The sequence below is a fragment of the Acaryochloris marina S15 genome (genome assembly GCF_018336915.1).
Taxonomy (GTDB): Bacteria; Cyanobacteriota; Cyanobacteriia; order Thermosynechococcales; family Thermosynechococcaceae; genus Acaryochloris; species Acaryochloris marina_A.
The window spans coordinates 4,283,949-4,304,650 of sequence record NZ_CP064923.1 but is presented as its reverse complement, the minus strand read 5'-3'; the positions used below and the strand labels follow the sequence as shown (position 1 = coordinate 4,304,650).

Sequence of the window (20,702 nt, the reverse complement as noted above, 5' to 3'; positions counted from 1 at the left end):
CTTCGTTTGCTCAAAAGGGGGCTTCATTATTCGATGCCATTCATCACCATCAGAGCGTAAGCATCCGTCAAATCAGCCAAGGTCGCGCAGAGCAAGTGGGCTTCTATCGCTTCTTAGAGAATGAAAACGTGTCCATATCTGAGTTGGTCAAAAGCCTCTGTGACCACTGCCAGCAACAAGTCAAAGGACGACACGTTTTAGCCGTCAGTGATACAAGTGAGGTCAACTTACAATCTCATTCAGGACGCTTAAAGCTAGAAGAGTTGGGTGTTGTCGGCAATGATCGCGATGTGGGCTTTTTTATTCACCCGACCCTCGCCTTAGATGCAGGGACTGGTTTCCCGTTAGGATTGAGTGCACTTCAACTGTGGACTCGGGACCCGAATCGTCCAACCGTCAAAGATAGAGGAGGATATCAAAACCTGCCGATTGAGGAGAAAGAATCCTTCAAATGGTTAGCATCTGCTGAGCGAAGTCAACACTGTCTGAAGACAGGAGGGGCTAGCCTGGTCACTCATATCGGTGACCGAGAATCGGACTTATATGAAGAGTGGGCAACGGTTCCCGATGCATTCAATCATCTCCTAGTCAGGGTTCGTCAAGACCGTCGTCTGCTAGGTCAATCCAAATCACTCTATGGATATCTCAAATCACGGTGGGGGATTGGATTTACCACGATTACGATTGAGTACGAATCCCGTACTCAGCGGATGGCTAGAGATGCAAAGCTACTGATCCGCTGTGCTCCAGTCAAAATTCAACGACCTGAACATTTGAAGGAATTGGACTATCCACCGAGTATTCAACTGTATGCCATCGAAGCGGTAGAACAGACAACGCCCAAAGGTCAGAACCCGATTCATTGGCGCTTATTGACCACTCACACGGTGGAATCCCTTGAGCAAGCGCTACAAATTCTGGAATGGTACAAATTCAGGTGGAGAATTGAGCGGCTTTTCGCGCAACTCAAGAAGACGGGGTTAGATCTTGAATCGACGCAACTCGAATCGGGTGAAGCAATTCAGCGCCTCACCGTCTTAGCCTTATCGGTTGCGATTGCGACATTGCAAATGGTGGAAGGACGAGACGAGCCACAATGGCCTGCATCTATCACTTTTACCGATGAACAGCAGCAATACCTGAAACAAATTGCCCCCACAGTCCAAGGTAAAACTACAAAGCTACAAAATCCTTATCCGATTAACTCCTTGGCCTGGGCAACTTGGATTGTTGCCCGCCTGGGTGGATGGAAGGGGTATCAGTCTCAAAGACCTCCAGGCACAGCAACGCTAACCCATGGCCTAAAACGGTTTGAGACGATGTTCTTTGCATGGGAAATAGCTCAAAACCGACTTATGTGTACACCGTAGCCCATGAAGGGTGGCAGTATTCAAGATATAGGTGAATGTCGCATCCCATCTGTTATGAATTCCTATATTCATCTGGGCGCCAATAACCTAATGTCCACCCGCACAAATGAGCAATATTAATATCTACTTCTAAGCACAAACTAGTGAGCACTTTGGCGAGGCGTCAAGCAGCATCTTATAAATACTTAAGTCTAATTCTAGAAGCTTCTTGTGGATCCTCTTCTAAAAATTCAACAATAGTGCCAAATTGATCCATCACCTTTGTCTCAAAGTAGTAAGCACCTGACTCATAGCACTCTGCAATTACGGTCATCATGCTAGTTAAGCTAGGATATCTAGTTTCAAAGGTTAAATCTCCGCTATTCCAGCTTAAAAAGAATACAGGAGAGGATATAAACGTATTTCTATCACCAAGAACTAGAAAGTATCCTAAATCGCTGCTCAAGATAGGAAACCATGGCCGATGGTAGGCTTTGTCTTTTAAAAAAGTGCAGTTTTTCTTGAACTCCTTTAAATGCTTATATGTCTTGAGTGTCTCTGCCAATGGTAAAAACCAAAAGCCGGGGATAAAATCAAGTGAAATATCGTGGAATTCTAGAATCTGAACACCATTTCGCCAATGATAGAGCTGATAAACTTCTTGAGGTAATTGAAATGGCAGATTAGACACATATTGTTGAATGTCTTGAATATTGAGGCCTGGTTGAAGAAGCTCAATAAAATCTGCTCTATCTTGTTTCCAAACATCCAAGATTTTTTCCAGTGAAGAGATTAACAATTCCATGAAGGTGGGCGTTTCAAGATTTTGTTAGATGGTAACCTTAGCTTAACGAATGGCCTTGCTAGCATGAGTGCAAACCGAAGAGACAAGTAGTTTGTTTATCGAGTATTCGTTTGTAGGCCTAGGCCAGGTGCAAGCAAATATAGTGATCAAATATCGCCTCTAAACATCATTAGCCTCGATTGAAGATCGACCTATATGGCACTGCTGGTTTGATCTCATAGCGAACCCTCAGCTTGACATATACCGTTCTATTGCTCCCTTGTAGATAACTTGCTGGCTCGTCATCAAAACCGGCAGAACCTGCCGCACCCATCATTGCACCGGAATCACCCCACCAATCTGGGTCACCATAGCTACCGGAACTACGGGTGTTCCTCTTCCACTCTTCAATTTCTAGGACTTCTCCCAGAACACAAGAAGCCGATTGAGCTAGATGTACAGCCTTTTCCCTTGCATTTTTTAGTGCTGCTTCTAATGCCTCAAACTCAGCATCCTCAGGGGCTTTATAGACAGGTTGTCTCTCGGAGACCTCAACGGTAATTCGCTTGTTATCTATGTAACGATTAATCTGCTCAGTCGCCTGATAGACAAGCTCTCGCCTGGAAGAAATGATAGTAATCTTCGTCCGAGTTTCCTGACCAGCTTTTTTTCGCTTCCACCACGGAACAAAGGACTCTCGCCCACCAAAATAAATTTCCTTTTTAGTTAAGCCACTTTCAAGCAGCTCATTCACTAGAGCATCTGCAATTTTCCTATTTCCTTTACCCGCACTTTCTTCTTTAGCTGATCGAACTGAAAGCTCCACATCAAGAACGACTTGCTCAGGACATTCCTGGTAAGATCCTTCTCCAACAACCTCAATATACTTTTTCGACATAGCTATTATTAGGGGTGATTCCCCATAACGGGTGACGGTATTCAAGATATGGGTGGATGTCACATCCCATCTGTATGAACTGTCTGACAATGTAAGGCTTGACTGTTTCACACTCCATCAGTACGGAAAGCCTTTCAAATGCTTACTAACACCCGCATATATTTATATTTGATCAACTTGGAATACGGACCAAGAGATCAGTCACGCCAACGTCTATCCCAACCTGATTTAAAAGCGTAGTGACCTGACCACGATGATGGGTTTGATGGTTGAAAAAATGTTGTACCAAAGCTCCCATATTTTTCTTAAATGGTTCACCCTTGGTATTTTTATAGGATAGCGAGGATAAAAGAACGACGTCTGTCAATTCGCTAGAAAACTCTCTAATGAGGTGATCCATCTTTAGCCGGGACTGGCGTAATTCTTCAAAGTTTTCGTGCAAGATTGAATCTAGGGCATTTGGCAGCTCCACCTTGCGAAAGTGCTCCAGTGATTTGAGTTGAGCTGGATGTTCAGCAAAGCGTTTCAGCCAGATTGTGTCCCCTACCAGAATGTGGTTAAGCGTTCCGATGATGGACCCGAAGAACGCTCCGCGATTTTCTGCAAGGTCGGAAGCGCTCAGTTGCGAAGCAGCCGAATAGATACTGTTATTCATCCACTGGTTGTACTCCGCCATCAGTTCAAAATTTGCTTTAAGTGTCATAAGCCTTTCTGGTTATGGTGTCTAGGATCAGCTGTCTACAGGTGGTGAGTGTTTAACCCCATCAAACCTCTCTCGACTTGGCTATATCCACTTGTTATTAATAGGTTCGTCTCTATGAGCTGTTATCTAAAACACTCTATCCAATCAAACTGGGTAGCACTACTAGCATCTGTTGGGATCTGCTCATTCGCGTATCGAATGATTTTGTCAACTGATGAAGGGCGAATAACAAGACCAATCTCGGCAAATTTAACCGTGCACCATAGCCGCTTCCCGAAGCTCTCACACCAGATTCGGACTTCATGGTCTGGCCACATGAGTTCCTCTACCATCCACTGGTACTCAGTACCATCAACAATGATTTTTCTAGTTTTTCGCTTCATCAATACTGCGATACACAACGTCAATCGCATTCATTAAATTGCGATGTGAGTCATCCTCTACATTCGTACTTTGATCTATGGTCATACAAAGCGTTGTATCTGTGAAATAGAGCTTTCTGAGATTTTTGCCTCTCTTTTTAACCTTGTTATTGGAAAATGTAGCATTTGGATTTTCTCATGTCTTATTTCACGGAAGAGAACCTAATACCCGCAATATCAGTCAAGGATTCAGTCTCCCATCTAGACATTAAGACTTAGCACATCTGATGCTGCGGTTGTGAGTTGAAAATTACAGCGTAAACCCGGCTTCTTTTCAGATAGCTCTCAGCAAAGTTCTGTAGGCTTAGGTAATCATGCTTATACTGATTAGGTGTGAAAAAAGAGTTTGCTTCCACCTAATTGAGATGATTTAAGTCCACTGGTGAGCCATTGCTCCCTAAATCTCCCCCCGACGTAAACTAATGGTTTCTATCGCCCGCAAAAATTTATTCCAAGACCTACCGCGCTTTATTGTGGCCCAGGCGGGCATCATGTTTTCCGTTGGGTTAGTCACTATTCAAATAGGTATCCTCAATGGATTTACTCGTTCTTCCACCGTACTGATCGAAAATGCGGATGCAGATATCTGGGTGACCTCCGAAGAGCTACGCCATTTTGCCTTGACCCTACCTTTGGAATATAAACAGCTGGCTGAAGCGAAAGAGGTAGAAGGAGTGGAGCGGGCAGAACCACTGATTGCCCAATCCACCGTGTGGCGAGATAAGTCGAATCAGATTGCGCCGATTCGGATTATTGGTTTTGACCCTGAAGATACCCTGTTTCGACCGCGCACCCTATTAGAAGGGACGCTGAAGGATATCCAGCAGCCCTATAAAATCTTTGTGGATCAAGCCGATCTCAAACTCCTGGATGTGTCAGAAGTCGGCGATCGAGCTGAAATTGGCTCCTATGAAGGAGAGATAAAAGGGATTACGACCGGCACCCGCTCCATTGTGGCGAGTCCTTATATTTTTACGTCTTTACCGAATGCCACGGCTTATCTGAATTCGCCGATTGCCACCCCGGACAAAACCCCACCGGACCCGCCGGATTTAACGGATCAAAATCGGATTACCTATATTCTGATCAAAGCCGCACCCACAGAAAACCTACAAGCCCTTAAAAATCGTCTAGAAGAAGCTCTACCCGGCACCAAAGCCTTCACCCAAACTGAGCTAACCGAATTAACCCAAACCTATTGGCAGCAGAGTACAGGGGTCGGCTACATCTTGGGCTTAGGCGCAGTGGTGGGCATTGTGGTTGGAACCGTCGTGGTGGGCCAGATTCTCTATTCCTCGGTTACGGACCATCTGCGGGAGTTTGGCACTATGAAGGCGATGGGATCGTCAGACTGGTATATCTATCGCGTCATTTTAGAGCAGGCGCTGTGGATGGCGGTGTTGGGTTATTTGCCCGGTATGGGGCTTTGTTTGGGCTTAGGAGCTTGGACGATTCAGGCTCAAGCGATTCAAATTTTGATTAGTCCAGCAACGGCAGCCGGGGTTTTTGTTGTCACTGTAGCCATGTGTAGTGGCGCAGCTATCTTTGCCATTCAAAAGGTGACTCGACTCGATCCAGCCCTCGTCTTTAAGTCGTGAGCTAACGCATAAACAATACTGACTCAACTGGGAAACCTGTTAAGAGGATTAGATACACCTGATGCAACTTGCTTTTCGCCAAAAACCTCAACCGATGACATTAATGACCTCTTCTCCTGATACTGCTGGTGATCTTGCCACGCCTGCCATTCAGGCCAAGGGCGTCGAAATGACATTCCATGTTGGCGATCAGCAGTTCAAAGTTTTGAAAGGCATTGATCTAGAAATTAAAACCGGGGATGTCGAATTGCTGATGGGGCCGTCAGGGTCTGGTAAAACAACGTTGCTATCCATATTAGGAGGTATCCTAACGCCCACAGGTGGGGAGGTTTCCTTATTGGGGCAAAACATTTTGGGGCTATCTCGCCATAAGCTTTCCAAGTTTCGCTTGCAGAATATCGGCTTTATTTTTCAGGGGTTTAATCTTTTTCCTGCCCTAACTGCGGCGGAGAATATTGAAGCCACTCTGAATTTAAAGGGGATTCGCGGTCGGGCGGCGAAGAAGCAATCGATCAAGTTGCTTAGACAAGTAGGGCTAGCGGATAAAACTCGAAGTCTGCCACGGGATTTGTCTGGAGGGCAAAAGCAACGGGTTGCGATCGCAAGGGCGTTAGCCGGAAATCCCAAGCTGATTCTGGCGGATGAACCCACCGCTGCCCTTGACTCTCAGCGGGGCCATACCATCATGGAACTACTACGTAAATTAGCTAAGGAAGAAGGCTGCACGGTCCTAATGGTGACCCATGACCCTCGGATTATGGATATCGCCGATCGGGTGGTCTATGTAGAAGATGGGCTGATTACACCTGAACCAGCGAATCCCACCTTTGTGCATGAGTCTTAGATTTGGATCTTGTCTTTGTTTGGTGGTCCAATTTAGAAAACAATAACGTCTGCGATAAACGGGGCGTGAGAATTGATACCCCACTTCGAAGTTATCCGACTACGAGACTTTGATTTATCGCATTTTTATCCGCCATTTTGGGAGGCATATAGATGCCAGTCGAACAAACGGGAATCGCTCTTATTGTAGGCGTCACCATAGTAGTTGAGCACTGATTCATCGTCATTCATTAGTGGTTGACTGCGAATTCCCATCAATTCGTTGCGGATAGCGACCATAATATCCGACCCAACAAATTCGAACACGTCTGTAATATCGTTGGAGGCGAAAACGGCCCCATCGGTGGCCACCCACAGCATGCCATATTGGTTGTGTGTAAACGCAACACCTATAAACTTTGTATGGAGTAAAGATTGCCATCTTTCCGCACAAGTACAGAGCGGTTGAACCAGTTGAAAATATATGTCATTGGTAGCACATTCCAACCCGGTTGATGATTCAGGATGAATGTGAATATCATTGAACGAATCTAAAATATCCCAACCTACATGGTTATGGTGGTTGAAAGATGGAGGAAAGCCACGTGAATCACCTGTCCATCCAGCAGTAATGAACTGAGTTTCGAACTCAAGTGGTGGTTTAATCACGATTTACTTAGGTGGATAACTATGCTGACAAGTGGAAAACATACCCGATTTGTACAAGCTCAGTAAAGCATGAGGTTAAGAGCTGAGCGAGATCGCAAGAGCGTTAGCCGGAAATCCCAAGTTGATTTTGGCGGATGAACCCACTGCCGTACTGGACTCTCAGCGGGGCCATACGATCATGGAACTGCTGCGTAAATCCATTCACCGGGCCGCGGTGAACGACATTGATCTCACTAAACCGCGCGGACCGCGGCTCCGTATGCAATGGATTGTTATGCGATATTCAGCGTTCCATCACGCTAGCAGACTCGGTTGTCCAGAATGAATCGGGACTCAATGCGACGGGGTCGATCAATCTTAAGCGTGTGGTAAATGAGGCTTCATCCTTTGTCCGCATAAGAGTTGAGAATGCGCAAAGAGTTTCAGCAAACAAGGGAAGCGATGAATTCATGAAGACTCGTTTCATCATGTTGTCGTGATTGTAGGACACAACCGTGCCACCATCAGCTACGTCCAAGCAAATCGCATCGCCATAATTGTTTGATCCGATGATGTATGAACCAGGGAAGCCCTCTAATTCCGTTAATGAATGATCGTCATTATTGAAGTTCAGAAATGGTGCTGCATCAGCGGGGAGTCCGGATTCGAGAAGAAACGCTTTGTGTTCATCGGGGATGCCCAGTAAGGAAACGCGTTCCGGTGAATAGATGATGAATCGGTCCAGTTCGAGTTCAATATTAGGTGGGATTGGCGGCAGCGACTCGATGAAGCGCGATTTGAATTCCGATGGTGTCATATCATGTATACAATCGCATAACTATTAATTATACGGATGGCGACTGATAACTCCGGCTAGAGCGGTATTATCCGCCAACTACCGTATAACTCCGAGATCAGGACATTATTTAAGTCAACGCTGGATAACTCCGATTCCAAGGATATTATCCGGTTGTTCGTTCAGAAGACCAAGGTTGAGAATTTTATAGATTGCAAGGCTGTTCGCAATAAGGTGTCTACATCGAACTTTAGACTTGCAGGGGTGTGCTTATATCTGTAGGGTAAAACACTAACCTTCTCTACCGCTACTCGTCCACCAGAAGTGGCAAAGAACCTTAGTTATGGCCAAACTAAATGTTTTTGTAACCGGAGCAACCGGGTTTGTCGGAGCCAATCTAGTCCGTTTACTGTTGTCGGAAGGCCATCAAGTACGAGCACTAGTCAGGCCCCAAAGCGATTTGACTAACCTGACAGGGTTAGATGTGGAGCAGGTGTCTGGACAGCTCACAGATGATGGCTTAAGTCAAAAATTACAAGGTTGTCAGGCACTCTTTCATGTTGCTGCCCATTACAGTCTGTGGCGAGCCGACCGAGATCAGCTTTGGCAAAGCAATGTGGAGGGCACTCGCAATCTTCTACAAGCAGCACGAGATGCGGGCATTGAACGAACTGTTTATACCAGCTCAGTAGCGGCCATTGGCGTTAAAGCAGGGAATATTGCCGACGAAACTTATCAGAGTCCCGTAGAGAAGCTGATCGGTGACTATAAAAAGTCGAAATATTGGGCAGAGCAGGAAGCCCATAAAGCCGTCCAGATGGGCCAAGATATTGTGATTGTGAATCCCAGTACCCCCATTGGCCCTTGGGACATTAAACCCACACCCACGGGCGATATGATTTTGCGGTTTCTGCGACGGCAGATGCCCTTTTACTTAAATACGGGATTGAACTTAATTCATGTGCAAGACGTGGTTCGCGGCCATTTGCTAGCCCTAGAAAAGGGGAAAACAGGAGAGCGCTATATTCTGGGCAATCAAAATATGACCCTGAAAGAAATGCTGGATGTGCTGGCTGAGTTAACGGGATTGTCAGCGCCTAAAGGCGAAATTCCTGCTTGGATTCCCCTGACCACTGCCTGGATTGATGAGGTTGTGTTGGCATCTGTCGGTAAGACGCCATCAGTTCCTCTGGCCGGGGTACAAATGGCCAAGCAAATGATGTTTTACAATCCTGCCAAAGCTATTCAGGAGTTGGGATTGCCTCAAACCCCAGTCCGACAGGCACTCCAAGAATCAGTCGATTGGTTTGTCAGTCACGACTACGTTCCCCAGAAATAATACAGTCTGCAATTTTTTGATTCTGAATCCTGCAAAATGCATAGGCCAGCGTTAGATTAACGATAGAGTACTGTGTTTACTCGCAAACTCTCAACCCAGTGCATAAAAAATGGTTTGTTGCCTAAATCCTGACTGCAAAAAGCCAATTAATCCCGATACCCACAAGTTTTGCCAGCAATGTGGCACACCTATTGTTCATTTGCTGCGGGACCGCTTTAAGGTAATCAAACCCCTTGGTCGAGGTGGATTTGGCAATACCTACCTAGCTGAAGATCTAGATCGGTTGAATGAGTTTTGTGTGGTCAAGAAGCTGACCTATCAGGCGACGGAGGCTTGGGAACAGCAAAAAGCCATCGACATGTTTGCTAGCGAAGCCCGACAGCTCAAACAGTTAGGACATCATCCACAGATCCCAAAATTGACGGCCTATTTTCAGGAAGGCCAGCATTTATACCTCGTTCAGCAGTATGTAGATGGCCACAACCTGATTGAGCTGTTAGCTAAGGAAGGGACTTTTGATGAACATAAAATCCGTCGGATCTTACTAGATGTGTTGCCGGTACTGCAAAATCTGCATGACCAGGGCGTGATTCATCGTGACTTAAAGCCGGACAATATTATGCGGCGTCAAGATGGTAAGCATGTGCTGATTGATTTTGGTGTGGCGAAACTGCTGAAACAAACAGCAATGGCCCATGCTGGTGTGGGGACTATTGTTGGATCACCGGGCTATGCGTCTCCTGAGCAAATTCAGCGGGGTCGAGCAACCCCTGTGGGAGATTTGTATGGTTTAGGGTCGAGCTGTTTCCATCTACTCAGCCATGTTTCGCCCTATCATCTGTCTTTGGAATTCAACTACCTCTGGAGCGAAAACTGGCAGCAATATATTGCTCAACCCGTCAGTCCTGATCTCCAGAAAATTTTCGATAAACTGCTGCAAATTGAGCCTGCCCAACGCTACCAGTCAGCGAATGAAGTCTTGCAAGATCTACAGGGTGCTCCTGACTTACCTCAACAGCCAAAAATTACGTTACCCACTCGTGCCTCCCTGTTTTCACGAGTCCCCCAATTGTCTAGCAAACAGTGGGCTGCGATCGCATCTCTCGGTTTAATAGGTGTATTAGGGATTGGATACGTCGCGATCCGAGCCAACGATACCGAATCCGTATCGCCCATGAGCCGATCAGAAGCCTTGCTCCGGAGTGGGTATGAGAAGTATCGAGAGGGGGAGTATAAGGATGCGATCGCAGACTACGATGAATCTATTCGCCTAGATGACCAGAATGCTGATGCCTTTAATGAGCGAGGTCTAGCCAAATACAGTCTTCAGAACTATCAGGCTGCCCTGTCTGACTATGACCAGGCTCTACAGTTAGACGACCAACATGCCAATGCTTATGGTAATCGGGGGCTGACAAAACATGCCCTGCAGAACTATCAGGCTGCTGTAGAGGACTACAATCAGGCCATTCGCCTCAATCCTCAATATGCCTATGTCTATCACAATCGGGGATTGTCTAAATATAACCTCAAGGATTTGCAGGGAGCGCTTTCAGACTACGATCAAGCCCTGCGCATTGATCCGAAACGAGCCGATACGTTGCGGAATCGGGGCCGAACTCACTACGATCTAGGCAAGTATCGTTCTGCCTTGGCGGACTATGATGAGGCGATTCGCCTGGATGGGAATCATGCCAATGCCTATAATGGCCGAGCCCATGCCAAAGGGAAACTAGAGGATTGGGAAGGCGAGTTAGCAGATTTTGATAAAGCCCTAGAGCTGGATGACCAGCTTGTGGATGCTTATAACAGTCGTGGGTTAGCCAAATATAATCGTAAAAATTATCGAGAAGCGATCCAGGATTACAACAAGGCAATTCGCTTAGATTCAAACTATGCAGTTGCCTACTTCAATCGTGGATTTGCAAAAGAGATTCAGAACGAGATTGAAGGGGCAAAAGCAGACTTTCAAAAAGCAGCGGATCTTTACCAAAAACGAAACGATTCACGTCGGCAAGATGCATTGCGAGAATTAAGACGACTCCAAACAGCGGAAGTAAAGCAAGTTGGAAATTAATGCATAAAGAGCGAATTACTACATTTTAACTTTTCTCAATTATCAAGAGTCATAGATTCTTGATACAGCGGTTTTCATATAGATGGGGGACAGACACAACTCTTAAAAAGCTTGATCAGTAAATACTCCAGGATTGAATATGTCCCCTACCAACCTGCGATCCGCTGTATTAGATTTTTTCAGGTCTGCCATGACATACAGTAATTCGACTATTCAAAGAATTAGATATGCTGAATAGTTCGTACTATCTTTAACCGGAATTTTTCCAGCTACCTTTCCAAGGCCTAAACTAACCTCTGTACAGAATATCCAAAAGAACATGGATTAATGTTCTCTCTCAAGTACAAAAAAGAATGGAATGGGAATGTCTTTGGAATCCATAAGCCCCAGAACCGTATCATCATCTACTTTTCTAAAGGTATCGTGAATGGGCAAAGAATCATAAATCATCGTTGCACTGAGCTTTTGCCGATATTCCATCATGCGTAATCTTGCCTGACTCGCCTCTGTCTTGAGTAAAGAGGTCAGAAATCTAACGGTAGAATTTAAAGCCTTATGTTTAAGAATGGGGAAACGAACTCCAGACTTCATCACCAGTGAGTATGGCTTTACCTTGAAGATATTGTCTTGACTATCTTGAAATAATAGCGGATGGACTTGGTCATCATTAACGAACTCCTTTCCATACCAATTGGATGCTTCCAAGAAGCCATTAAGAGGATGATCAGTATGGATTTCAGAGCCTTTCCACCTTGAAATCATGGATTGAGAATCTATAGGCTCTAATTCATCAAAAAAAGCAAGTATTTCCTCTGGCTGGTTCTTAAAAGTATTTAAAAAGCCACCCAGCTTTTCCTTCGCAATCATAGGTTCCTAGCTCCTTGCTTTTGATAAATCTAGTTTTGCTTAAGTTTTTAGCACCGAGCTGGGCTCCGATTGGTGTCTTGCTAATCATGATAACTACCCCTTAAAAGCTGGGACGGGCACTTGAGATTTCTGCTGATATTTTTCGATGGCTTGGGGCATCCAGTTAGCCCATTTTTCTCCCAACATTGAGTAGGCTGATCGGTTCTCATAAAGCTGCTGCAATTCATTGGCCCAGTCTCCATAGCCTGACTGGCCGATGATGCCATCTGTGGTTTGGATGTAGTTGATGAGGACTTCAGGTTTAATCAGGAAGTCTTCTCCTTGAGTAGGGTTGCATTGGCCTAAACACTGAAGAAAAAACTCATAATCACAGAAGACTCTGTAATGGGGATTCCAGCACAGTGAATTGATTTGACGATGGACAAAGCCGTTGCTATCAAATAGTGATTTCTGACTCACCAGAGCATTTAGGGTTGCGTCAGCACTGGGAGAAATAAAGGGTTTGCCTTGCTTGATAATTTGCCCATTCTTGATTACATCTCTGCGACGCCACTGCTGGGGCAAAATAAATCGACTATGGGGATACTGTTCTATCCAGTTGAGGACTGTGGCAACAAAAGTAGGACGAAAGCTATTGTCATCGTCGAGGTAGCAAACATATTTACTAGAGGCGATTTCAATCCCCAGATTGCGAGCAATACAGAGACCAAAATCTTCTACAGGATGATCGATCTCTAAGTATTGGTGAGAAAAAGGTAATGAAGTGGATTGGATGAGATGACGGGTAGTTTCATCTTTACCGTCGTTGATGATGACCCATTCAAAATCTAGTCTAGATTGCTTCAGCAAGCTGGCTAAAGCGTTATGCCGGAGGAGACTCGCTCGGTTATGGGTGGCGGTAATGATGGATAGTGTGAATGGTTTGTCTCCCTGTGGATGGTGCTTGGAGAAGGTGCCTTACTTTTGATGCTATCGCAATGCTCAATGTATTGTCTTTGGCGATACATCTCCATGTCCCGAGTTTGACTGCTTTTTGCACTGAGCTATTACAGCAAACCCGATGAAAGGGCTGGGATTTTTCACTTTTCAGAGAATTGAGTTTGCTCTCAGTCAGGTCTTTAGCCGATACTAAAAATGCTTTGACAACAGCTTGTGGCCCGTGAAGCCCGAAAGATTGCAGCTTTATGACATGTTGTCTGAATCCTGAGTGCACCAAACCCCTTAACCCTGACACCCACAAGTATTGTCAGCAATGTGGCACGGCCCTAGTCCCGTTTCTTCACAAACACTACAAGATCGTCAAACCCCTCGGATCTGGACGATGGGGGAAGACCTACCTGGCTGAGGATGTCGACCAGCTCAATACTCCATGCATTGTTAAGCAATTAACCTTGAAGGCATTAGGTGCCAGTCCAAATGCAGTTCAACTGTTTCGAACGGAAGCCAAACAGCTCCAAACTCTAGGCCATCATTCTCAACTCCCGGATTTACTAGCCTATTTTCAAGAAGGAGAGTATCTCTATCTGGTTCATCAGTTAATTGAAGGAAAAACCTTACTCGAACAGCTGAAGCAAGGAACGTTTAGCGAAGCCCAAGTACGCAATTTCCTCTTAGATTTGCTGCCGGTGTTGCAGGTGGTGCATGACCAGGGTGTCGTGCACAGGGATCTAAAGCCAGAAAACATTCTCCAAGATACCCAGGGGCACTACATCCTGATTGATTTTGGTATTGCCCAGTTCCTCAACGAAAATCAGGCCCTACAGCAGCCAACTAGCAGTCGTTCCATTGGCTATCGGCCTCCCGAGCAGCTCCAAGGCCAGGCCAGCCCCGTCAGTGATTTGTTTGGATTGGGAGCGACCTGCTTTCATCTCCTTAGCGGTATCTCTCCCTCGGAGCTTGCTCAGACCCAAGGGCAGGACTGGATTCAACAGTGGCCATCTCAGGTGGCTGGGACCAGTCCTGAGTTGCAGGCTACCCTGACAAAATTGCTGATGCCAGATCCCCTTCAGCGGTATCAATCTGCTCAGGAGGCGCTAGCAGATATCTCTCGCCATTCCCCGAGTTCTTCCAATTTATTTAGTCAGCTGGGTACATCTCGGAAGATTTGGATTGGAACTGCGATCGCATTCCTAACCCTAGGCAGTTTGTCTGGTATCACCTACATGATTGCCACCCGCATGTCTTCCTCTAAAACATCAGGAGAAAGCGCCACAGCCTTTATTCGTCGGGGAGATGCCAAGTATAGTCGGCGGGATTACGAAGATGCGATCTCAGATTATGCCGAAGCCATTCGTCTGAGCCCAGACAATGCTCAAGCCTATATGGGCCGAGGGAATGCTAAGTACGCCTTAGAGCAATATACAGAAGCCCTGGCAGACTATGAGGAAGCCCTCAAGCATAACCCAGGCTATGTCTATGCTTTGAATGGCCGTGGTAATGTCAAATTTGCCCGCAAAGACTTTGAGGGAGCCATCCGAGACTACAACCAAGCGATTCAAGCCAATCCCCAGTTTGTCTTAGCCTTTTATAATCGCGGCAACGTCAAATCTGCTCTGAAGGAACATCGGGCGGCTATGGAAGACTTTAGCCAAGCCATTCGTCTCAATCCCCAATATGAGCCAGCTTATCTACAACGAGGTGTTTCTAGAGCCGCTTTGACCAATTATTCTGGAGCCATCGAAGACTATTCAGAAACCATTCGCCTCAACCCTGAGAATGGTGATGCCTATAACAATCGGGGAGTGGCACGGTATAAGTTAGGCGAGAGCCGTCTAGCCATTAAAGACTTCACTGAAGCCATTCGCCTTAATCCTCAGAATATTTTTGCCTATTGCAATCGAGGAGAATCTAAACTGAAGTTAAAAGATCCGGAAGGGGCGATCAAAGACTGCACGGAAACGATTCGTCTAGATCCCCAAAGTTCGTTTGCCTACAGTGCCCGTGGCAAGGCCAAACATGCTCTCAAACGATATAAAGCTGCTATTGAAGACTATACCCAAGCTCTAACCATCAATTCGGGTTGGGGAAATAGCGATAGTCCTGCCGATAGCTACTACAACCGGGGCAGTGCGAAAAGTAAGCTGAATGATATTTCCGGTGCGGTTGAAGATCTGAAAATTGCAGAGGACTTATTTCAGCAACAAGGAGATACGAAACGATATCGAATCACCCGTGAGCTGCTGAAGAAATTACAGTAAATCCTCTCAGTTATAGCGGGAGTCAGCCCCCATGTCTGCTAGAAAGACGAAACAGGCCTTGATTATTGTCGTCGCTATCGAACACTTCAAATGGGCAGCAACTGAGAGCCTTAGTAAATTTGTGCCTATAGGTTTGCGGTCTTAAAGTGTGAGTCTTAAACATCTGCTTGTGCAGTGACTCATCAGAGAAACCTTACTTATAGCTAAAGTTTACAAGCTAAAGCAAACTTTAGCTTATTTGGGCACAAAGCCTTTGGATTCAGCTCTCATTGAGTCACTTGTTTCTGTGTTCCCTTTCCTTGCCTCGACCTTAAAGTGACTAGCCCATAAACGTTTATTGCCATGATCAATGTGGTTATTACTTTGCCCCGGAATGATTAGCACAGGGGCTACTACTTCTCAGTTTGCTCAGAAAATACCCAGGACTTTCTCAGTAGATGTGTAGTGCTCGTCAAGGATTGGATCATCACAGCCTCACTTCTTCCCCATAGGGTGAAGTTATTGAAGATTAGTTCAATTGAATTGTGGCAAGGAGAGCACCATGAATCAGCCTTTCATCACCGCTTTAAGCATCATTGCTACGTTGGCTGTCTCTGGGCCAGTCCTGGCAGAACAACCGGGTCATGTCCAACAACTTCTTGTGACCCAAAAATGTTCAGGATGTGATTTATCGGGTGCAGATCTGAGCCAAGCTCATTTAATTGGCGCAGATCTCAGAAATGCAAATCTGCAAGGGGCCAAATTAGTAGAAGCAAATCTGGAAGGAGCCGACTTAACGGACGCTAATTTGCAAGGCGCTAATTTAAGCCAAGCCTTTTTGACCAATGCCAGTCTCAATGGCGCTAATCTTGACCAAGTGAATCTATCTGAGGCTCATCTTTATAGTGTTGAGATGCAGGGTATCTCTATCCAAAATGCGAATCTAGCCGGTGTCAAAGGATATAAACCTGCCACTTATGTCGGTGGTACACCTTATGCAGACCGCAACTAAGGAATGATCAGTGAATGAACACAGCGTAGTCACTTTCGAAGCTATCAGATTTAGTTTGGAGATCAGCCGTTAGAGTTTTGATGAGAAAGTTGGGTCACCTCATCTTGCACCCGGATACTGATATCGACGGCTTGATTCAAAATATCGCTGTAGTTTTGGGCCTGATGCTGGAGTTCTATCGACTGCAAGGTCATCAGATTTTGCTCGATATTATCTAATAGTGCTTGGCGACGAGAGAGCAGTCCCCGATTCTGCCGCAGGATTTTCTCGGTCATCAGGCCCGCAATTAAACTTTCTCGGGCTTTATTGAGAGCTTCCACGATTGTAGATTGGGTTTGCTCGGCACCCCCTAACTGCTCAAACAAATCGACGGCCTGCAAAACTTGATGGTAATGATCTACCTCATCGAGCAATCGCATCAAGCTACGCAGATGCTGGGCTTTGAGCCACATTCTGACCTGGCGGATGATCCAGAGACCAAGTGCGATCGCACCTATCCATACCAAGACTGTCAGATCCGAAGCCGAGCCTCGGGCCAGCCCCAGAGCGAAAGGAGTTGCAAAAATCAGTAAGAGGCCCAGAACTAAAGGTTCCGTTGTGATGACGACTAGTAGACGGCCAGGAGCGTGTAACGGTAGCCGATAGGTCCCCAAAAGAAATCCATCAAGGATATGGTCACTAATCTCCAAACCACTGAGGCGTTCAATTTCAAGGGTAGAGATGCGTAGATCTTCCAATGCTGGAGTCATCATCCCTATCCAGCACTGCCCAGAAGATTCGCCAGAGCATTCCAAACCCCGGTTAGAAAATTGCCTTCCCGGGCCCGAAACCATTCGAACTGCCCAGGAGAACCGAAGAAGGGTCTCAGAATCCATCCCAACTGGCTACCCACCACCCCATACAGCCCCAACCATAATCTCAAGATTGTGAGTCGGAGTTTGTAGTTGGCACTATCTTCATCTGCAGGCCGCATGGCCTGATAGAGAAAGGTCACCCCAAATACCCCCGTCAGGGCAAATACGACCACGTTGAGCAGTTGATAAAAGGCATAGTCTTTGATGGGGGAAATGGTAATCACAAAAAAGAGTGTGACAGGGGCAAAGCCACAGAGCAGAATCGAGATGACGGAGGCGGCACTGAGGACATAGGTAAAGTGCTGTGCCAAAGTCTTCTGGGAGCCAAATAGAGCATTAAAAATGTAGAGGGCAGGCAAACAAACTACTAAGGTAATCAGATACAGGGCAGGTAATTTCACTGCAGAGGACACGGCCTGCATGGGGCTATGAAAAGAGCCTACGATGCCCCCATAAATAGCAAAACAACAAAAGCTACAGAGCAATAAAGCTGAAATCTTGCTTGTAAGCCGTTTGCGATCGTGAATTTCTTGCAGGAAGGATTGACGGTCTTTCAGCAAACTGAGAAAGGTCGCAGAATAATTCATAATGGATTTAAATAATCTGGATAAAAATCAGGGACTCGGCGAGCCTCGCAACGGAGGTGTTCACCGTTTGGATAGAAAGGTTGGATTTAATCCCTAATATCTTGAGTCATTAAGCGCAGCGCCAATCATGGGAGAACCCAAGAGTCTCGTACTGTACCCCCCAGACTCTCAACCTCTTTCCCTGAGTCACTGTGGGTTGAGGTATAAATTGTGCAGTTGGTTCAATCCTAGGATGTGTATTACAGCGAATGGATGATCTCAATCATCGATAGAAGATGATCTTGCTCACACGTTCGTCGTAGGCGGACTGACTAATGACAGGCCAACTGTGGTGTTGCGGCGAGTTGATGAACCAACTGTTGCAAGCTAGTCGCCGCTAAATCAGGCAGCTCGTATTGCATCTGAACGTTGGTATATTGGCGCTTCATGGATCGACGATAGGCAGGGTCATAATGCTCTTCCAACAGAGACTGGACGAACGCGGGCCACTGTTGCTGATCGATGAGGTCATGCCAGTGTTGGAGCTGGGCTTTGCTATAACTACGTTGGAGTAAATTCAGCTTGTTTTTCAATAAAGCGGAATTATGGGTGAAATGTTCGTAATGGGTGACCAACCAGTCCACTCGACTGCTCATGGGGACTTGGACTTCGACACAAGGAGCGGCCTGCATTTGGTCCCAAAGAGCCTTGGGGACAAAGCGTTCACCGATTTTATTGCTTTCCGCCTCGATCCAAACCGGTTGAGCGGTATCGAAGGTTTGTAGAGCCGACAGTAAATCCGATTCAAATTGCTTTTGGGAGGGCTGAGCAGAGGTTTCTGCTGCCCCTAACAGAGAGCCTCGATGGTTAGCCAATCCTTCTAAATCCAAGACCTGCACCTGAGCTTGGGCTAAGCGCTGCAAAATCTCAGTTTTGGCGGTGCCTGTTAGTCCGCACAATACGCGATACGAAAAGTGATACGGCACCTGCTCGAGCTGTTCCCTTACATAGGTGCGATAGGTCTTATACCCCCCGTTCAAAAGGGTTGTACGCCATCCCACCTGAGTGAGTACCAGGGCCATACTGTGGGATCGCTGCCCCCCACGCCAGCAGTAAATTAACGGGTGATACCCCTTGGGCTGCTCCGCAAAGTGGTGACTGAGGTGATACGAGAGATTTTGGGATACAAGAGCCGCCCCTTTCTTGCGGGCAACAAACGCCGATACTTGCTTGTATATCGTCCCCACCTCAGCCCGTTCCTGGTCGTTGAGAACTGGCAAATTGATGGAACCGGGGAGGTGATCTTCCGCGTATTCGGCGGGGGATCTCACATCAATCACTTCGCTATACAGTTGCGGACAAATATCGGTCGTGACGTTGGGGGTGAGAGGCATCCAGGTCTAGCAGTCTCTATGCATCGGCAGGAAAGGTTTTTCTGAATTCATCAATCAGGTCATCCATTTCCTCTAGGGCCTGGTTGACGTCAATGCGGAGCGTGCCTAAATCTGGCTGATCGAGCAACTGCACCAATAACCCACGTTTTGATTCCACTAAGGCAATGCGATCGCGCATCGTTTGACTATCCACCAAGGTACCCTCGTTGCCAATTGAATGTGTACAAGACTTAATAATTCTAACAACCGAATCATAACGGCAAAAGTCATTTGTTGGGGGGGAGAATCTGGAATAGGAGGGCACCTATCAATTGCTGATTCCATTTTCACAATCAATAGTCTGTAACGGTTTCAGTCAAGAGCTGAAAAACTGAGCTAAGCTAACTTATGAATACGTTATATTTGGGCATCTACTGTGCTTCAACGTTCAACTCTAATTTCGCTTTTCCTAGCCGTAGGTCTTGGTGCTATTGCCCAACCTGCTTTAGGACAGGCAGTTGCGCCTCGGACGCTTAAAATTGACTCCAAAGAACTAGAGAAGACCGGGCTAATCTTATTCAAAGAAGCCGTTTACCTGAGCCAATTTCAGCAAGTTGAACCTGCCCTAGCCCGCGTGAAGTTAGCGACTCAACTCGCTCCCAAGTCTGCAGATGCCTGGGCCTTGCTGGGAGGGTTATACCTCAGCCAAAAGAAAGTCGACAAAGGGATTTCTGCCCTAGAAAAATCCAGAACCTTGAATGCCAAAAATGCAGGGGTTCATTTCAGCCTAGGTGCCGCCTACTTTGGTCAAGAGAAATATGAGCAAGCGGCCCAACTATTATCGTCGGGGCTCAAAATTAAGCCAGACGTTCCAGAAGCTCTATTTGACTTGGGCAATACCTTTTACAAGATGGGCAAATTGAAAGATGCCATCAAGCAGTATGAAAAATCCTTGGATCAAAACGAAAAATTCTGGCCTGCCATCAACAATATTGGCTTAGTTCAATACGAAAAAGGAAATGTCAGTCGGGCGATTAAACAGTGGAAATCGGCCATCGAGATTGATGAAAAATCCGGTGAACCGAAGCTAGCTCTGGCGGTCGCCACCTATGTTGAAGGAGATAAAGAAGAAGGGGTATCCCTAGCCATGTCTGCCCTGAAACTGGATGGACGCTATGGCAAGGTGGCTTTCCTAGAGGAAAATCTCTGGGGCGAAAAATTGATTGCCGATACGAAAGTCGTATTTGCGACCCCTGAAATCCAGGCTGCCTTGAGTGAACTGGACGTGGAAACGGACGATGGAACGTCTGCAAGTACCGCCCCTAAAGACTCGGATACTCCGTAAAGAAATTGTAAGGCTTTCCCTAGGTGGATCGCCTTATAATGGCTGGCATTCCTGCTTTAAGACTTAGATTGTT

The 20,702-nt window shown here is 46.3% G+C and carries 19 protein-coding genes and 1 pseudogene; 9 read left to right on the top strand and 11 right to left on the bottom strand.

Going from position 1 to position 20,702, the window contains the following annotated elements:
- Window positions 1-38: 38 nt before the first annotated feature.
- A complete protein-coding gene (locus I1H34_RS19685) occupies window positions 39-1,370 on the top strand; it encodes an IS4 family transposase (RefSeq protein ID WP_212661620.1) in 1,332 nt (443 codons plus the stop codon).
- 175 nt (window positions 1,371-1,545) lie between these two features.
- Here the strand turns inward: I1H34_RS19685 and I1H34_RS19680 are convergent, their stop codons facing one another.
- The 3 genes from I1H34_RS19680 to I1H34_RS19670 form a co-directional block, all read right to left on the bottom strand.
- Complete coding sequence (locus tag I1H34_RS19680) at window positions 1,546-2,154, bottom strand: SMI1/KNR4 family protein (RefSeq protein WP_212662662.1); 609 nt, start codon at window positions 2,152-2,154, stop codon at window positions 1,546-1,548.
- Window positions 2,155-2,323: 169 nt separating this feature from the next.
- Window positions 2,324-3,031: an SIMPL domain-containing protein gene (locus I1H34_RS19675; RefSeq protein ID WP_212662661.1), complete on the bottom strand. Its 708-nt coding sequence runs from the start codon at window positions 3,029-3,031 to the stop codon at window positions 2,324-2,326.
- A gap of 172 nt (window positions 3,032-3,203) precedes the next feature.
- The gene (locus I1H34_RS19670; protein ID WP_212662660.1) at window positions 3,204-3,734 is read right to left on the bottom strand and encodes a DinB family protein; all 531 of its coding nucleotides are present in this window, start codon (window positions 3,732-3,734) and stop codon (window positions 3,204-3,206) included.
- An 844-nt stretch (window positions 3,735-4,578) separates the two neighbouring features.
- Here I1H34_RS19670 and I1H34_RS19665 point away from each other — a divergent pair.
- Together I1H34_RS19665 and I1H34_RS19660 are read left to right on the top strand one after the other, a co-directional pair.
- Complete coding sequence (locus tag I1H34_RS19665) at window positions 4,579-5,754, top strand: FtsX-like permease family protein (RefSeq protein ID WP_212662659.1); 1,176 nt, start codon at window positions 4,579-4,581, stop codon at window positions 5,752-5,754.
- A gap of 94 nt (window positions 5,755-5,848) precedes the next feature.
- Complete coding sequence (locus I1H34_RS19660) at window positions 5,849-6,598, top strand: ABC transporter ATP-binding protein (RefSeq protein WP_396124656.1); 750 nt, start codon at window positions 5,849-5,851, stop codon at window positions 6,596-6,598.
- Between the two features lie 125 nt (window positions 6,599-6,723).
- Here the strand turns inward: I1H34_RS19660 and I1H34_RS19655 are convergent, their stop codons facing one another.
- The gene (locus tag I1H34_RS19655) at window positions 6,724-7,245 is read right to left on the bottom strand and encodes a hypothetical protein (RefSeq protein WP_212662657.1); all 522 of its coding nucleotides are present in this window, start codon (window positions 7,243-7,245) and stop codon (window positions 6,724-6,726) included.
- Between the two features lie 91 nt (window positions 7,246-7,336).
- On the opposite strand from I1H34_RS19655, the pseudogene I1H34_RS32255 reads away from it, so the two are divergent.
- Window positions 7,337-7,441 (top strand): annotated as a pseudogene (locus I1H34_RS32255) (ABC transporter ATP-binding protein); the annotation flags it as partial.
- An 87-nt stretch (window positions 7,442-7,528) separates the two neighbouring features.
- Here the strand turns inward: I1H34_RS32255 and I1H34_RS19650 are convergent.
- Window positions 7,529-8,041, bottom strand: coding sequence for an SUKH-4 family immunity protein (locus I1H34_RS19650; RefSeq protein ID WP_212662656.1), 513 nt, complete (start codon window positions 8,039-8,041; stop codon window positions 7,529-7,531).
- Window positions 8,042-8,363: 322 nt separating this feature from the next.
- Here I1H34_RS19650 and hpnA point away from each other — a divergent pair, with 322 nt between their 5' ends.
- Together hpnA and I1H34_RS19640 are read left to right on the top strand one after the other, a co-directional pair.
- On the top strand, window positions 8,364-9,359 hold the full coding sequence (gene hpnA / locus I1H34_RS19645; protein ID WP_212662655.1) for a hopanoid-associated sugar epimerase: 996 nt from the start codon (window positions 8,364-8,366) through the stop codon (window positions 9,357-9,359).
- 109 nt (window positions 9,360-9,468) lie between these two features.
- Window positions 9,469-11,436: a serine/threonine-protein kinase gene (locus I1H34_RS19640; protein WP_212662654.1), complete on the top strand. Its 1,968-nt coding sequence runs from the start codon at window positions 9,469-9,471 to the stop codon at window positions 11,434-11,436.
- 324 nt (window positions 11,437-11,760) lie between these two features.
- Here the strand turns inward: I1H34_RS19640 and I1H34_RS19635 are convergent, their stop codons facing one another.
- Both I1H34_RS19635 and I1H34_RS19630 read right to left on the bottom strand, forming a co-directional pair.
- A complete protein-coding gene (locus tag I1H34_RS19635) occupies window positions 11,761-12,303 on the bottom strand; it encodes a DUF4334 domain-containing protein (protein ID WP_212662653.1) in 543 nt (180 codons plus the stop codon).
- Between the two features lie 93 nt (window positions 12,304-12,396).
- Window positions 12,397-13,152, bottom strand: a complete 756-nt coding sequence (locus I1H34_RS19630) for a glycosyltransferase family 2 protein (RefSeq protein ID WP_249369410.1) — start codon at window positions 13,150-13,152, stop codon at window positions 12,397-12,399.
- Window positions 13,153-13,487: 335 nt separating this feature from the next.
- On the opposite strand from I1H34_RS19630, the gene I1H34_RS19625 reads away from it, so the two are divergent.
- On the top strand, window positions 13,488-15,500 hold the full coding sequence (locus tag I1H34_RS19625; protein ID WP_212662652.1) for a serine/threonine-protein kinase: 2,013 nt from the start codon (window positions 13,488-13,490) through the stop codon (window positions 15,498-15,500).
- A 541-nt stretch (window positions 15,501-16,041) separates the two neighbouring features.
- Window positions 16,042-16,491, top strand: a complete 450-nt coding sequence (locus tag I1H34_RS19620) for a pentapeptide repeat-containing protein (protein WP_212662651.1) — start codon at window positions 16,042-16,044, stop codon at window positions 16,489-16,491.
- Between the two features lie 62 nt (window positions 16,492-16,553).
- Here the strand turns inward: I1H34_RS19620 and I1H34_RS19615 are convergent, their stop codons facing one another.
- The 4 genes from I1H34_RS19615 to I1H34_RS19600 form a co-directional block, all read right to left on the bottom strand.
- Entirely contained in the window at window positions 16,554-17,243 is a 690-nt protein-coding gene (locus I1H34_RS19615) for a hypothetical protein (RefSeq protein ID WP_249369408.1), read from the bottom strand.
- A 2-nt stretch (window positions 17,244-17,245) separates the two neighbouring features.
- Entirely contained in the window at window positions 17,246-17,932 is a 687-nt protein-coding gene (locus I1H34_RS19610; protein ID WP_212662650.1) for a hypothetical protein, read from the bottom strand.
- Between the two features lie 311 nt (window positions 17,933-18,243).
- Entirely contained in the window at window positions 18,244-19,305 is a 1,062-nt protein-coding gene (gene mnmH / locus I1H34_RS19605) for a tRNA 2-selenouridine(34) synthase MnmH (RefSeq protein WP_212662649.1), read from the bottom strand.
- A 16-nt stretch (window positions 19,306-19,321) separates the two neighbouring features.
- Complete coding sequence (locus I1H34_RS19600; protein ID WP_212662648.1) at window positions 19,322-19,498, bottom strand: hypothetical protein; 177 nt, start codon at window positions 19,496-19,498, stop codon at window positions 19,322-19,324.
- 222 nt (window positions 19,499-19,720) lie between these two features.
- On the opposite strand from I1H34_RS19600, the gene I1H34_RS19595 reads away from it, so the two are divergent.
- Window positions 19,721-20,629, top strand: a complete 909-nt coding sequence (locus tag I1H34_RS19595; RefSeq protein ID WP_212662647.1) for a tetratricopeptide repeat protein — start codon at window positions 19,721-19,723, stop codon at window positions 20,627-20,629.
- Window positions 20,630-20,702: the final 73 nt, after the last annotated feature.

Bases quoted from the DNA above. Each gene is read 5' to 3' on its own strand.
- I1H34_RS19615 (WP_249369408.1), bottom strand. From the start codon at position 17,243: ATGATGACTCCAGCATTGGAAGATCTACGCATCTCTACCCTTGAAATT.
- I1H34_RS19635 (WP_212662653.1), bottom strand. From the start codon at position 12,303: ATGATTGCGAAGGAAAAGCTGGGTGGCTTTTTAAATACTTTTAAGAAC.
- I1H34_RS19660 (WP_396124656.1), top strand. From the start codon at position 5,849: ATGACATTAATGACCTCTTCTCCTGATACTGCTGGTGATCTTGCCACG.
- I1H34_RS19650 (WP_212662656.1), bottom strand. From the start codon at position 8,041: ATGACACCATCGGAATTCAAATCGCGCTTCATCGAGTCGCTGCCGCCA.
- I1H34_RS19665 (WP_212662659.1), top strand. From the start codon at position 4,579: ATGGTTTCTATCGCCCGCAAAAATTTATTCCAAGACCTACCGCGCTTT.
- I1H34_RS19620 (WP_212662651.1), top strand. From the start codon at position 16,042: ATGAATCAGCCTTTCATCACCGCTTTAAGCATCATTGCTACGTTGGCT.
- I1H34_RS19670 (WP_212662660.1), bottom strand. From the start codon at position 3,734: ATGACACTTAAAGCAAATTTTGAACTGATGGCGGAGTACAACCAGTGG.
- hpnA (WP_212662655.1), top strand. From the start codon at position 8,364: ATGGCCAAACTAAATGTTTTTGTAACCGGAGCAACCGGGTTTGTCGGA.
- I1H34_RS19640 (WP_212662654.1), top strand. From the start codon at position 9,469: ATGGTTTGTTGCCTAAATCCTGACTGCAAAAAGCCAATTAATCCCGAT.
- I1H34_RS19625 (WP_212662652.1), top strand. From the start codon at position 13,488: ATGACATGTTGTCTGAATCCTGAGTGCACCAAACCCCTTAACCCTGAC.
- mnmH (WP_212662649.1), bottom strand. From the start codon at position 19,305: ATGCCTCTCACCCCCAACGTCACGACCGATATTTGTCCGCAACTGTAT.
- I1H34_RS19680 (WP_212662662.1), bottom strand. From the start codon at position 2,154: ATGGAATTGTTAATCTCTTCACTGGAAAAAATCTTGGATGTTTGGAAA.
- I1H34_RS19675 (WP_212662661.1), bottom strand. From the start codon at position 3,031: ATGTCGAAAAAGTATATTGAGGTTGTTGGAGAAGGATCTTACCAGGAA.
- I1H34_RS19610 (WP_212662650.1), bottom strand. From the start codon at position 17,932: ATGAATTATTCTGCGACCTTTCTCAGTTTGCTGAAAGACCGTCAATCC.